Source organism: Streptomyces sp. B21-083, assembly GCF_036898825.1.
Taxonomy (GTDB): domain Bacteria; phylum Actinomycetota; class Actinomycetes; order Streptomycetales; family Streptomycetaceae; genus Streptomyces.
On record NZ_JARUND010000002.1, the window covers coordinates 4,156,201 to 4,169,831 of the forward strand.

Here is a 13,631-nt window from a genome sequence, read left to right on the forward strand (position 1 = left end):
CCACGGATACCCGTCCTTCCTCACTACGCGGCCAGAGCCGCGTTGAACGACTGCGACGAGACGGTCGGGGCGGGCCCCGGCGACGGTGACGGCCTGGGGACGGTGGTCGGGGTGGGCTTGTGTGACGGTGTGGGGGTGGGCGTCGGGGTGGGCCCCGTGCTGCCGGACGGCTCCTGGTAGCCGGTCCTCTCACCGTTCTTGCCGCTGAACATCCGGTGCAGGGCGCTCCCGAGACCCGCCCCCTTGATCACGCCGGTGATCTTCCTGCCCTCGATCACCGCGTTGCGGGCCGTCCTGCCCAGAACCTTGTTGACCAGCTTGACGCTGACCCCGTTCAGGAAGTTGTGCCCGACCCCGTCGAGCGCGGCCAGGCCGCTGAACCGGAACTTCGCCAGTCCCTTGACGCCCTTGAGGGCCTTGAACCCCTTCAGCGCGCCGAGCCCAGGCAGCACACCCAGCGCGTCGGCGCCCAGTTTCAGCCAGTCGACCTTCCCTCCGCGCACCGTCATGTCGTACGCGTGGCCGGCGAGCGCGGCGGCACTGGCAAGCACGGCCAGGGTCGCGAAGATGGGCACCAGGAACTGGAGCGGCGGGACAAAGGCGCAGATCACCGCGAGTACGGACAGTACGGCCGAGATGTTCGACAGCATGTCCGCCCAGTCCGCGAGGAAGTTCATGAAACCGCCAGGGTCCCGGACCGCGTCGTGGTGCACGACGTTCTTGATATGGCGAGCGGCCTTGTCGCCCGCGTCGTCATAGATCTCCCGGGCGTCTTTCACCGCTTTCCGGGCGCCCCCGATGCGTAGAAGAGCGTCGTCGCGCTTCTTTTCCCAGCGTTCGCAGTCGTCCTTCTCCGCCGCGGGAATGTTGTGCGTCGGGTACTTGTCGTTGTACTTCTGCACCTCGCGTTCCGCGAGATCGTGATCGGTCTTCGCGTCGAGATAATCACTCAGCGCCTTGTCCGCCTTACGCTGCGCACGGCGCATTTCGCTGGCGAACTGGTCCGAGCTGCCCTCGCGTACGTCTTCGCCGACGGCCTTGGCGGCCTCGTCGTAGCGCTCGAAGGACTTCTTCAACTTGTCCGAGGTGTCGCCGGCTATCTCGTGGAAGCCCTTTCCGGCCTCACTGTCCCAGCCCTCCACCGAGGCAAGTGCCTTGATGACCCGGGACTGTTCCTCGATCATGTCGGCCATCTTGCGCAACTTGCGCCCCAGTTCGGCCACTTCCTCGGGGTCGCCCGGCGTCGGGTCGTCATGCCACAGCGGCGGCCAGTCGGAGTCGGTCCTGCTCACTTCTTCCCCTTGCTCTGCGCCTTGGCGTCCCGGATGGCCTCTGCCAGTTTGTGGTCGACCTCCTCGTACGCCTTCGCGGCGGTGGAGGTGAACTCGGCCAGCTGTTCAAGTTCCTTCATCAGTTTCTTCCGGGTCTTCTTCCAGGTGTCCCCGAATTCCGAGAAGGCGTCTTTCAGCCCGCCATGTCCCACGGCCTGGCCATACTCGTCGGCGGGATTACCGTTCCGCTCGAACTCGTCATGGATCTTGCCCAGGTCGCGTGAACACTTTTTGATGGCGGCAAGATCCGCCTTGATATGGTCCCCCATGAGTGCTAACTCCCAGTAGTTGATACGCTCTCGCCGGACCGATTTCCCCCGCATCGGCAAGGAGAGTCCCGACGTGACATCCAGAGGCAAGCAGCGCCTGATAACGGACCGCCTCGGCATCCATGCCGAAGCCGCCGAATGGTGCTGGATCGACAAGATCCCGCAGCCCCCGGCTGACGTACTCCAGGCCGCGGGCAACCCCCGCCTCCGCCCCGCCAGGCTGCCCCCATTGGGCATGGTCGGCGCGGTGCTCGGGGCGCCGTTCATTCCGATCATCACGCTGCTCAGCCTTCTGTCCGACGCGGAGGAAGCCGTCAAGCGCTCCCTCGGTACGAAGGAGGAGAAGGAGCGGTGGCAGGCCAGGAAGGACGACGACCGGCGCCGGGACGCCACCATCGCCGAACAGGGCCTCGACCAGGTCTTCGACGGGAACTGGCACGGCAACGCCGGTCAGTTCCTGCTGAGTTGGTACGGCCACTCCACCCACCACCAGCGGATGCTGCTCGCGACCGAGGACGGGATCGCGCTGGCGGCTCCGCCGAAGCGCGTCAGCGTGGGGCGGGAGAAGCACATGCAGATCGTCGCCCGCATCCCCGCCACCGAAGCGACCCTCGTCGACCCGTTCTCCGGGGAGTTCGAGACGAGGGTGCTGCTGATCCGATTCCGTGACGGATCCTGGTTGCGAGTCGACACGGAGGAACTCCGCAGCGAGCTCCACATGTACGTCCTCCGGCAGCCGCTCCCCGACAACTGAGACTGAGAGCGAGCGGGGGCAGGACAGCGACCGGGCGGCGCCCGCCCGGTGCGTTCAGCGTTCGATTCCACTGACGCACCAGGCCGGCGCCTCGCGGGCCCTGCTCCGTCGCTGAGCTGCGCCTCTCGGCTACTTCTTCGCCGACTTCGCCAGTTCCTCGTCGATCTGCTCGAACTTGTCCGCGGCCATGGTCAGGTAGTCACCCATGCCGTCGAGACCGTCCAGCGTGTCCTTCGCGCCTCGCGTGAACTCCTCGAAGTTCTCGTCGAACGCCTTCGACGAGCTCTTCGTGACGTAGCCGGACTCGACCAGGTTCGCGATGTACTTGCGCAGGCCGTCCAGCTTCTCCTGGAGCTTTTCCTTCTCCTTCACGACATGCTTGGCAGCATCCCGCATGTCCTGATATGTGACATCAAGGTCCTTGGCCATGAAGCGCTCCCTCGTCAAAGTGCCGCAGGGCCAACCCCCGTGGCTTCCCTGTTCCGATCAGACGGCTGAGGCAGCAGCTTACGGGTGTGGCGCGAGTGGAGACATCTCGGTTCTGGAACAGAACCGTGCACAGAAGTGTTCAACACCGTTCCGTCACCAATTCACCATAGGGAAGAGCGCTGTCCACACCCGTTGCCCTTCTGTCATATGGAGCGGATATCGTCACTCCGTACGGTGGCCGGCGTTGCGTGAGCGGCCACGGGGGCCGTTGGGGAGGACAACCGTGCGCCTGACTCTGACCGTCGTCGATCCGTTCGGCGGGAGCACCGCCGACGTCGTGCTCGACGCGGATCCCGAGTCCACCGTCGGGGACATCGCAGAGGAACTGGCCAAACAGGTCGGCCACAGCGGTGCCCAGATCATTCCGCTCGGGCACCACGGACAGGTGCCCGCGAACAACTCCCCCCTTGTCTATGTGGACGGTTACGCCGTCGACCCGAATTCGAACGTCGTCGGGTCGCCCTTGCGTGAAGGGGCCGTCGTCAGCCTCCAGGATCCCGCCGGGTGTCTGCCCGGCGAGCCGACCGGGCTCGTCGAGCTGCGGGTCGTCGGCGGGCCCGTCGCCGGGTTCGTGCACCGGCTCGGGGTGGGGCGCTACGACATCGGCAGCGGGCCCGCCTCGTACATCCGGATCGACGATCCCGAAGTCGCCGCACGTGCCCTCACGTTGTCAGTTGCAACCGACGGAACCTGCCAGGTCGCCGTGCACGGGGAGAAGGAGGGCGTCACTCTCGACGGCGAGGAGATCGCCGACATCAAGGGCGACGAGTGGCCCCTCGGCGGGCAGATCGCCGTCGGCAACTCCCTTGTCGAGCTGGCCCGTTACACCCCGCCCAACGCTGCCCTCAAGTGGTCCGAGGACGGCGTGGGCCTCGACTACAACCGGCCGCCCCGGCTGCGCTCCCCCGACCGGCAGACCAAGTTCCGGCTGCCGTCGCCGCCGCGTGACTTCGAGGCCCGGCCGCTGCCCTGGCTGATGGCGCTGACGCCCCTGGTGGGCGCGATCGTCGCCGTGACCATCTTCGGGCGCTGGTACTACCTGATCATGGCCGGCCTCAGCCCGATCATGCTGTTCGCCAATTACTTCATGGACAAGAAGCACGGGCGCAAGTCCCACGCCAAGCAGGTCAAGGAGTACAAGGAGCAGAAGGAGCGGATCGAGAAGGACGCGCAGGACGCCCTGCTCGCCGAGCGGCAGGACCGCCGGCACGCCATTCCCGACCCCGCCACCGTCCTCTCCCTCGGCACCGGGCCCCGTACGAGACTGTGGGAGCGACGTCGTACGGATCGTGATCATCTGCTCCTGCGGGTCGGGACAGGCCAACTCCCGTCCGAGGTCGTGCTCGACGACCCGGAGCAGGACGAGCACCGGCGTCAGGTGACGTGGAAGATCGAGGACGCGCCCGTCGCGCTGTCGCTGCGCTCGCTCGGGGTCATCGGTATGGCCGGCCCCGGGGATTCGGCGCGCGCGCTCGGACGGTGGGCCGTCGCCCAGACCGCCGCGCTGCAGAGCCCGATGGACGTGCAGTTCTACGTGTTGAGCGAGAGCACCGCGCAGGACAGCTGGGACTGGGTCCGCTGGCTGCCGCACACCAGGCCGTCCGGCGGGCAGGACGTCAACGTCCTCATCGGCACGGACGCGGAGACCGTCGGCGCGCGGATCGGCGAGCTGACGCAGATCCTCGACGCGCGCAAGAAGGCGGCCGAGCAGAACAAGGGGCAGCGGGCGTCGTTCAGCGACCCGGACATCGTCGTCGTATGGGACGGGTCGCGGCGGCTGCGGTCGCTCCCCGGTGTCGTCAAGCTGCTGCGCGACGGTCCGGCGGTGGCGATGTACGCCCTCTGCCTCGACGCCGAGGAGCGGTTCCTGCCCGGCGAGTGCCAGGCCTTCGTCGTCGCCGAGCCCAGGGCCGAGGAGCACGCCGACCCGGCGTACGCCACCAGCACACCGTCTCAGCCGCAGGTCGCGGGCGGGTTCCCGTCCTTCCACGCGTGGCATGCCGCCGACAGCGAACCCGACCGGCGCGCCCAGGCCGACAAGCTGCGGCTGCGCGTCGAGGAGGAGAGCGCGGAGGGCGTGCGTGACGTACGGCCCGACTTCGTGTCCCCCGCCTGGTGTCTGCGCCTGGCCCGGTCGCTGTCCGCCCTGCGGGACATCAGCGGTGAGACCGAGGACTCGGCGCTGCCCGGCTCCAGCCGACTGCTCGACGTGCTCCAGCTGGAGCCGCCGACGCCCGACGCGATCACCGCGCGCTGGCGGATGGGCGGGCAGTCGACGATGGCCGTCATCGGTGAGTCGTACGACGGGGCGTTCGGCATCGACATCCGCAAGGACGGGCCGCACGGGCTCATCGCCGGTACGACCGGTTCCGGTAAGTCGGAGCTGCTGCAGACCATCGTGGCCGCGCTCGCCGTCGCCAACACCCCCGAGAACATGACGTTCGTGCTCGTGGACTACAAGGGTGGCGCCGCGTTCAAGGACTGTGTGCATCTCCCGCACACCGTCGGCATGGTGACCGACCTCGACGCCCACCTCGTCGAGCGCGCCCTCGAATCGCTCGGCGCCGAACTGCACCGCCGGGAACACATCCTGGCCAACGCCGACGCGAAGGACATCGAGGACTACCAGGACCTGGTGCGCAGGGACCCCTCGCACCCGCCCGTCCCCCGACTCCTCATCGTCATCGACGAGTTCGCCTCGATGGTGCGCGACCTGCCCGACTTCGTCACCGGGCTCGTCAACATCGCCCAGCGAGGCCGTTCCCTCGGCATCCACCTGTTGCTGGCCACGCAGCGGCCGTCGGGTGTCGTGTCGCCGGAGATCCGCGCCAACACCAACCTCCGTATCGCGCTGCGCGTGACGGACGGCGGTGAGTCGTCCGACGTCATCGACTCGCCCGAGGCCGGGCACATCTCCAAGAACACCCCCGGCCGCGCCTACGTACGACTCGGCCACGCCTCCCTCGTCCCCTTCCAGTCGGGACGTGTCGGTGGACGCCGGCCCGGAGCGGCGGACCCCGCGGTCCTCATGCCCTGGTCGGGTTCGCTGGCCTGGGAGGACCTGGGCCGGGCCGCGCTGAAGAAGCCCAAGGTCGAGAAGCGGGAGGACGAGGAGATCACCGACCTCAAGGTGCTCGTCGACGCCGTGCGCGACGCCAACCGGTCGCTCGGTATCCCGCCCCAGCACAGTCCCTGGCTGCCCGCGCTCTCCGAGACGCTGCTGCTCGACGAGATCGAGGTCCCGGCCTTCGCCGACCACGGCACGGGCAAGCTGGCGCCCGTCCCGTACGGCGTTGAGGACCTGCCCTCCGCGCAGGCGCGCCGCCCGGTCGTCGTCGACTTCTCCACCTTCGGCCATCTGATGATCGGCGGCGCCCCGCGCAGTGGCCGCTCACAGATCCTGCGTACGATCGCCGCCTCCCTGGCCCGCACCCACTCCACCGCCGACGTCCACCTGTACGGCATCGACTGCGGCAACGGCGCGCTCAACGCGCTGACCCGACTGCCGCACTGCGGTGCTGTCGTCAGCCGCAACCAGACCGAGCGCGTGATCCGGCTCGTCAACCGGCTCAAGGCCGAGATGTCGCGCCGCCAGGACCTGTTGGCGGAGAAGGGGTTCGCCGACATCGGCGAGCAGCGCGCCGCGTCTCCGGCGGAGGAGCGCCTGGCGCACATCGTCGTGCTGCTGGACCGCTGGGAGGGCTGGGTGCCCACCCTCGGCGAGGTCGATCACGGCACGCTCACCGACGAGTTGACCACGATGATGCGCGAGGGTGCGAGCGTCGGCATCCACCTCGTCCTGACCGGTGACCGCACCCTGCTGGTCGGCCGGATCGCCACCCTCACCGAGGAGAAGTACGGGCTGCGGCTCGCCGACCGCAGCGACTTCTCGGCGCTCGGTATCCCGCACCGCAAGGTCCCGGAGGAGATTCCGCCGGGCCGCGGCTACAAGAACGAGTCCGGTATCGAGACCCAGTTCGCGTTGCTGTCCGAGGACACGACCGGGCAGGGCCAGGCTGCCGCGATCACGGCGATCGGGGAGGCCGCGGCGGCACGGGACACCCAAGTCCCGCGCTCCCGGCGCCCGTTCCGGGTCGACTCGCTCCCGTCGCGGATCAACTTCGCTGACGCGTGGGGGATGCGCGACCCGGAGACGTCCGGCTCCCGTCTGTGGGGTCTCGTCGGCATCGGCGGCGACGACATCACCGGCTTCGGCCCCGACCTCGCGACGGGCGTTCCGACGTTCGTCGTCGCGGGGCCGGCCAAGTCGGGCCGCTCGACGGTGCTGATGAACTTCGCGCAGTCGTATCTGTCCCAGGGTGTACGACTGGTCATCGCGGCGCCGCGTCAGTCACCGCTGCGCCAACTGGACGGCGTGGCCGGGGTGTTGAAGATGTACACCGGCGACGACATCGACGAGGACGACTTCGAGGAGATCATCGACCAGGCGTCGGTCGAGGAGCCGATCGTGGTCCTCATCGACGACGGGGAGATCCTGGAGGACTGTGACGCCGCGAGCCAGATGAAGAAGATCGTCTCGCGGGGTGCGGAGCGGGGGCTCGGGCTTGTCATCGCGGGTGACGAGGAAGATGTCTGCAGTGGGTTCAGTGGGTGGCAGGTCGACGCGAAGAAGGGGCGGCGGGGGATTCTGCTGTCTCCGCAGGAGTCTTCGAGTGGGGATCTGATCGGGGTGCGCATCAACCGGAGCATGGTGGGTGGGCAGATCGCGCCGGGCAAGGGGATGTTGCATCTGGGGGACGGGGAGTTGCGTACGGTCGTGATTCCTGGGTGAGTTGGGGGGTGGCCGGCGGTTTTTTCGCCCGCGCCACCCCTACCCGTCACCCGTCACCCGTCCCGTCCTGAACCTGGGGGCTGCACCCCTGTACGGCGACCGCCGTGTCGGCCCGTTCAGCGTGTGAGCTGGAGTTGCCAGAGGTCGAGGTAGCCGGATCGGAAGCCTGCCTCCGAATACGCCAGGTAGAACTCCCACAGGCGCGGGAAGTCCGGAGCGAATCCGAAGGAGGCGACTTCGTCCTGGGAGAGGAAGCGTGAGCGCCACAGAGCGAGGGTGCGTGCGTAGTGGTCGCCCATCTGGTGGCGCCCGCTGATACGGAGGGAGGTCGGGCCGAGCGCTTCCTCCACGGAGCGGAGCGAGGGGATCTGCCCTCCGGGGAAGACGTACTTCTGGATCCAGGTGCGGACATCCTTCGTCGCGAGCATCCGGTCGTGGGGCATGGTGATCGTCTGGAGCGCGACGCGGCCGCCGGGTGCCAGGAGGCGGTCGAGTGCGGCGAAGTAAGCCGGCCAGTACTCGGCCCCCACCGCCTCCAGCATCTCGACGGAGACGATCGCGTCGTATTCCCCCTCGGCCTCCCGGTAGTCGCGAAGGAGGACGGTCACACGGTCGCTCACGCCCGCCTCGGCGATCTGTCCGAGGGCGAGGTCGCGCTGGCGCGGGGAGATCGTCAGGGTGCTCACCTCGGCGCCTCGCAGTCCCGCCCGGACGGCCAGCGCACCCCACCCGGTCCCGATCTCCAGCATCCGTGTCCCCGGACCGACGCCGGCCAGGTCGAGGATGCGGTCGATCTTGCGGATCTGTGCGGCGTGCAGATCGTCGCCGGGGCCGAACAGGGCGCACGAATAGGTCATGGACGGGTCGAGGAAGAGCGCGAAGAACTCGTTGGACAGGTCGTAGTGGCGGCGGATGTTGGAGCGGGCACCCTCCAGGGTGTTGCGCTCGGAGTCCGGACGGCTCTGGTCGGCCCACCGCCGGAACGCGGTCGCGGGCCGGCGGGCCGGGCGTGTGAGGCGGGCCGCGACCGGCGTCAGCAGGCCTGCCGGATCGGTGCTCGTCCAGTCACCCGCCATGTAGGCCTCGCCGAAGCCGACGGGGCCGACGACGGCCAGCCGGGAGAAGAACTCCGCCGGGCGGACGACTCTCATCACCGGCGAGTCCGGGCCGCCGCGCCCGATGCGCTCCCCGCCGGGAAAGGCGACCCGCACGGGGAGGGAACGCATCGCGTGGCGGAAGATCCGCTCCACCATCCACGCCCGCACCGGGGCCCGCGGGGCCTCGGCGAGCAGGGGCGGGGCCTCGGTCACGGGCACGGTCGTGGTCATCGGGGAGTCCTTACGGCGGGTCGGCGAGGGAAGACCGGCAGGCGGCGCAGCCAGAGAACGATGCCGTGGAGACGGATCGCGAGGGTGATCCTCTGTGGCAGCAGCGGGTGGGCGAGGACGGTCCGCAGCACGTCCGCCGGACCGGCCCCGCGGTGGCGGCCGGTGAGGGAGGCGGAGAACACCGTACGGCTGTCCTGGACGAGCGTGACGGCCAGAGCGAGCCGCTCCCCGGGGACGGGCAGGCGCATCCGGTACTCCCCGGCCACGTCCAGGAAGGGCGAGACGTAGAACGTCTTGGCCGTGCGGGCGTGTCCGGCCGGTGAGGGTTTCAGCAGGTAGCGGTGGCGCTGCCCGTAGGTGTTGTGGACCTCGGCGATCACCCAGGCGGGGTCGCCTGCGGGGGTGAGACACCAGTAGACGGTGAGCGGGTTGAAGACATGTCCGAACACCCGCGCGGAGGTCAGCATGAGAACGCGTCCCCCGGTGTGGTCGACGCCCTGGTCACGCAGCCAGGCGTCGATCTGGGGGCGCAGCGGACGGTCGGGCTGTCCACCGTGATCGGAGGCCAGGATCTGGGTGACCGGTCGCAGCCACCACGGGTAGGCGGGCAGGTCGTCGAGGTCGACCAGCCACAGGTAGAGGCGGTGGCGGAAGACGCGCCGCAACGGGGTTCGGCGGATGTGGGTGAGCCGTCCGGCATACAGGGCCGCGCTCACCACCGTGCCCCCAGTGCCGCCGCTGCGCGTACGCCCGCCAGGCAGCCGTCCTCGTGGAAACCCCAGCCGTGGTAGGCGCCCGCGTACACCACGACCGGGCTGTTCAACTGGGAGAGCCTGCGCTGGGCGGCGAGCGTTTCGAGGGTGAGGACGGGGTGCTCGTAGACCCGTCGGACGAGGACCGCGGCCTCGTCGACCTCCGTGGAGCCGTTGAGTGTCACGAGGTAGTCCAGCGGCTCGCTGAGCCGCATCAGCCGGTTGAGGTGGTAGCTCACGAGGACGGAGCCACCCCCTCGGCAGCCTTGTTTGAGGAGGTTCCAGGACGCGTGGGTCCTCGGTCTCGACGGCAGGACGGAGGCGTCCGTGTGCAGCCAGGTCTCGTTGCGCGAATAGCCGAACGAGCCGAGGATCTGCTTCTCGTCGGTCGTGGCGTCGGTGAGCATGGCCAGGGCCTGGTCGGCATGGGTGGCGACGACGACCCGGTCGAACGCGTGGGCCGTTCCGGCGGCGTCGATGACGTCCGCGCCGTCGGAATGCCGGGTGATCCCCCGGACCGGTGTGCCCGTCCGTACTTCGGGCAGTCGCGCGCCGATCCGCTCGACATAGGTGCGGGATCCACCGGAGACGGTGCGCCACCGGGGCATCGCCCGCGCGCTGAGCAGGCCGTGGTTGTGCAGGAAGGTGAAGAGCGGGACGGCCGGAAAGGCGGCGCTGACCTCCGCCCCGGCGGACCAGACGGCCGAGACCAGCGGCAGGGCGAAGTGGTCGGCGAAGTAGCGGGTGAAACGGTGCTTCGCCAGGAATCCGCCCAGGGTCGGGCCGGTGTCCCCGGACGCCAGCAGACGGCGGGCCTCGCGGTGGAACCTCGGTATCTCCGACAGCAGGTGGACGAAGGGCCCGGCCGTGTCCGGACCCGGGAGCAGCCCCAGCCCGCGTCTGCCGCCCGCGTATTCGAGACCGCAGCCACGGCAGCGGATGCTCATCGACATCTCGCTGTCCTGGGTCGGGACGTCCAGTTCGGCGAACAGGCGCAGCAGTTGTGGGTAGTTACGGAGGTTGTGCACCAGGAATCCGGTGTCGAGGGACACGAGCGCGCCGTCGGGTGTGGCCACGTCGTGTGTGTCGGCGTGCCCGCCGAGCCGGGGTGCGGCCTCGAACAGGACTACGTCGTAGCGGTGGCGCAGCAGGTAGGCGGCGGTCAGGCCGGCGATGCCACCGCCGATGACCGCGACTCTCTCAGACTCCATCGGTGCCCCTCCCGTGTCCGGTGCGCAGGCCGAGGTCGTGACGGAGGAGTGCCGCGGCCGTCAGGGCCGACCGGGCCGCGCCTTCCGCCGAGTCGATCGGATAGCTGTTGTGGATCGCCGACCCCGCGAAGTACACGCCCGGGGCCGGCCGGCGCAGGATTCGGTCGGGCCGCAGGTAGTCGCCCACGAGGATGGCCTCGCCGGGGCGCTGGTTCGGCCGCGTCCGCACGCGTCGGACGGGGTGTCTCAGATCCAGGTGGAGGCGGACCTTCTCCATCACGTACTCCTCGTCGGTGCGGTGGCTGAGCGTGCACAGCACGACGCACCGGCCGGCTTCGGGCTGCACCAGGACGTTGATGCCGTCGCGCGAGTACAGGACGGGGCCGGGCTCCCGCAGGACCGTCTCGCGGGCGTCGAGGTCGACGGTGAACGCGACGCAGTGGGTGTGGCCGTCCTCGTCGACGGCGTGGTCGATGCCGGACGCGTCGAGGAGCGCCACCATGTCGGGGACGAAGGCCGTGACCACGACCGCGTCGAACTCCTCGGCTCCCGCCCGGGTGTGGACCCGGACGGTGGCGCCGGACGGCACGATGCGGGTCACCCGGCGGTCCGCCGTCAGCGTGACCCCGCGTTCCCGCAGATGGGCCACCCAGGGGTCCACGAGACACTCGTCGGTGGCCCCGGGGAGCACGAAGGCGGTCTTGGAGCGGAACAGGTTCGCCGCCATGAGGGCCAGCGGAATCGCCGAGTAGTTGCGCGCCGATCCGTACCGGTTGTCGCCACGTCCGCTGAAGTGCCGCTCCGCGAGCAGTGGCGACGGACGCCACGCCCACAGGACCCGCAGCTTCTCCCGAAGCGGGATCTCCTTCGCCATCATGCGGTAGAGGTGGGAGATCTCCACCCAGCCGGTGGTCTCGGTGTGCGCGAACCGGCGGACGCGGCGGAGGGAGTCGTGGACGGTCCCGCCGTCGGGTCTCTTGATCATGCCGAGGATCCGCAGGAGGTGACGGTAGTCGTCCATGAAGAAGCGGGGGCAGTGTTCGCCGTCGGGGCCCACGTCGGCCCGGCCTCCGAAGTGGACGTCCTGTTCGTAGACGGTGAGTGCGGTGTCCGGGTGGCCGCACAGGGCGAACGCCGTGGTCAGGCCCGCGATGCCGGAGCCGATGATGCAGATTCTCACGCGTCTGCCTCCGGGCCGTGCTCCGTGGACGGCGCCCAGCTCGTCCCGGACCGGTACGCGACGGACGGGAATCCGCTGCCGCCGTCCGGGCGGGTCCGTACCGCGAGGATCTGGTGGACACTCATCCGGTTGCCCTCGAAGGCGAGGGAGGCGCCGGCGAGGTACAGCCGCCAGATCCGTGCCCGGCGGGCGCCGAATCGGTGGACGATGTCCTGCCAGCCGGTCTCCAACCGCTCGGACCAGGCGTCGATCGTGCGGACGTAGTGCTCGCGCAGTGACTGGACGTCCCGGATCTCGAACCCGGCCTTCTCCAGGTGCGCGAGGGTCACCGGCAGCGGGCGCATGGTCATGTCGGGCGCGATGTAGGACTCGATGAACGCGCCGCCGCCCGGCTTCGTCCCGCCGCGCGACATCTGCTGGAGGAGCAGCCGGCCGCCCGGCCGCAGTGAGCGGTGGAGCATCGCGCAGTACTCGGGGTAGTTCGCCGCGCCGACATGCTCGCCCATCTCGACGGACGACACCGCGTCGTAGGAGTCCCCGGTGCTCTGCCGGTAGTCCTGCAACCGGACCTCGACCTCGTTCGCGAGGCCCCGTTCGGCGAGCCGGGCGGTGATGTACTCGTGCTGACGCGACGAGATGGTGATCCCGGTGGCCTGGGCGCCGTGCCGTTCGGCGGCGTGGATGACCAGCGAACCCCAGCCGCAGCCGACGTCGAGCAGGCTGGAGCCCGGTTGCAGGGCGAGCTTGCGGCAGATGAGGTCGAGCTTGTCGCGCTGGGCGTCGGCGGGACGGTACTCGGGGGCGTCGGAGGTCCACAGGCCGCAGGAGTAGGCCATGGTCTCGTCGAGGATGGTTCGGTAGAACTCGTTGCCCAGGTCGTAGTGGTGGGCGATCGCGGCCCGGTCGCGTCCAGGGGTGTGGGCGCGTCCGGCGAGCCCGGCCTCCTCGGCCGGTGGCTTCGGTGGGAGGCCGAAGGCGCCCAGCCGTACGCCGAGCGACAGCAGCGCCGGCAGCGCCCCGGGGTTGCGGACCCCGTTGCGCCGGATCGTCCGGACGTGGTCGAGGCACTCGCGCAAGGCCTGCCGGAAGTCGCCCTCGACATCGATTCCGCCGGTGACATAGGCACGGGCGAGCCCCATCTCGCCGGGACTGCGCAGCAGATGCCGGACGGCCCTGGGACTGCGCAGCACCAGCACGGGGCCGTCCTGCGGGCCCGCGCTGCTGCCGTCCCAGACGCGCAGACCCACCGGGAGGTCGGTGCCGAACAGTGTGCGGGACATCGCGGCGACGCGTCCCGCGATGCCTTTCGTCGTGGTCTCCCGCAGTACGGGAGTGGCTCCTGCTTCCGTCACGGCTCTCCTCGGGACGTTGGCCGAACACCGCCCAATAAAAGGGATGTTGGGGATGTTAGGGATGTGTCCGTAACGGGAGCACGAGTTGTGCCGTAGTGCCCTCAGGACTGGAGAACACTGGATTACTCTGGACGCCGCGCCCGCCCGAGCGAACCGGGCGACTGGAGACGCCT

The 13,631-nt window shown here is 69.3% G+C and carries 10 protein-coding genes; 2 read left to right on the forward strand and 8 right to left on the reverse strand.

Annotated features, from left to right (window positions below; genetic code table 11):
- Positions 1-23: 23 nt before the first annotated feature.
- Together QA861_RS42705 and QA861_RS42710 are read right to left on the reverse strand one after the other, a co-directional pair.
- Positions 24-1,292: a putative T7SS-secreted protein gene (locus QA861_RS42705; RefSeq protein ID WP_334594312.1), complete on the reverse strand. Its 1,269-nt coding sequence runs from the start codon at positions 1,290-1,292 to the stop codon at positions 24-26.
- A complete protein-coding gene (locus tag QA861_RS42710) occupies positions 1,289-1,600 on the reverse strand; it encodes a DUF6317 family protein (RefSeq protein WP_006380709.1) in 312 nt (103 codons plus the stop codon). The genes QA861_RS42705 and QA861_RS42710 overlap by 4 nt, the downstream gene beginning before the upstream one ends.
- Positions 1,601-1,673: 73 nt before the next feature.
- Between QA861_RS42710 and QA861_RS42715 the strand changes: the two genes are divergently transcribed.
- Positions 1,674-2,354, forward strand: a complete 681-nt coding sequence (locus tag QA861_RS42715) for a hypothetical protein (RefSeq protein ID WP_334594313.1) — start codon at positions 1,674-1,676, stop codon at positions 2,352-2,354.
- 129 nt (positions 2,355-2,483) lie between these two features.
- Here the strand turns inward: QA861_RS42715 and QA861_RS42720 are convergent, their stop codons facing one another.
- Positions 2,484-2,783 carry a WXG100 family type VII secretion target gene (locus QA861_RS42720; RefSeq protein WP_006380729.1) on the reverse strand — a complete coding sequence of 100 codons (300 nt, stop codon included), beginning with the start codon at positions 2,781-2,783 and terminating at the stop codon, positions 2,484-2,486.
- A gap of 283 nt (positions 2,784-3,066) precedes the next feature.
- Here QA861_RS42720 and QA861_RS42725 point away from each other — a divergent pair, with 283 nt between their 5' ends.
- Entirely contained in the window at positions 3,067-7,635 is a 4,569-nt protein-coding gene (locus QA861_RS42725; protein ID WP_334594316.1) for an FtsK/SpoIIIE domain-containing protein, read from the forward strand.
- Positions 7,636-7,751: 116 nt separating this feature from the next.
- On the opposite strand, the gene QA861_RS42730 is transcribed toward QA861_RS42725, so the two are convergent.
- From QA861_RS42730 to QA861_RS42750, 5 genes are read right to left on the reverse strand one after another with little or no spacing between them, the layout of a single operon-like run.
- Entirely contained in the window at positions 7,752-8,963 is a 1,212-nt protein-coding gene (locus tag QA861_RS42730) for a class I SAM-dependent methyltransferase (protein WP_334594317.1), read from the reverse strand.
- The gene (locus tag QA861_RS42735; RefSeq protein ID WP_334594318.1) at positions 8,960-9,679 is read right to left on the reverse strand and encodes a DUF1365 domain-containing protein; all 720 of its coding nucleotides are present in this window, start codon (positions 9,677-9,679) and stop codon (positions 8,960-8,962) included. Before QA861_RS42735 ends, QA861_RS42730 begins: the two co-directional genes overlap by 4 nt.
- Entirely contained in the window at positions 9,676-10,926 is a 1,251-nt protein-coding gene (locus QA861_RS42740) for an NAD(P)/FAD-dependent oxidoreductase (RefSeq protein ID WP_334594319.1), read from the reverse strand. Before QA861_RS42740 ends, QA861_RS42735 begins: the two co-directional genes overlap by 4 nt.
- Positions 10,916-12,106, reverse strand: a complete 1,191-nt coding sequence (locus QA861_RS42745; protein WP_334594320.1) for an FAD-dependent oxidoreductase — start codon at positions 12,104-12,106, stop codon at positions 10,916-10,918. The genes QA861_RS42740 and QA861_RS42745 overlap by 11 nt, the downstream gene beginning before the upstream one ends.
- Positions 12,103-13,458, reverse strand: coding sequence for a class I SAM-dependent methyltransferase (locus tag QA861_RS42750; RefSeq protein ID WP_334594322.1), 1,356 nt, complete (start codon positions 13,456-13,458; stop codon positions 12,103-12,105). The genes QA861_RS42745 and QA861_RS42750 overlap by 4 nt, the downstream gene beginning before the upstream one ends.
- Positions 13,459-13,631 lie beyond the last annotated feature (173 nt).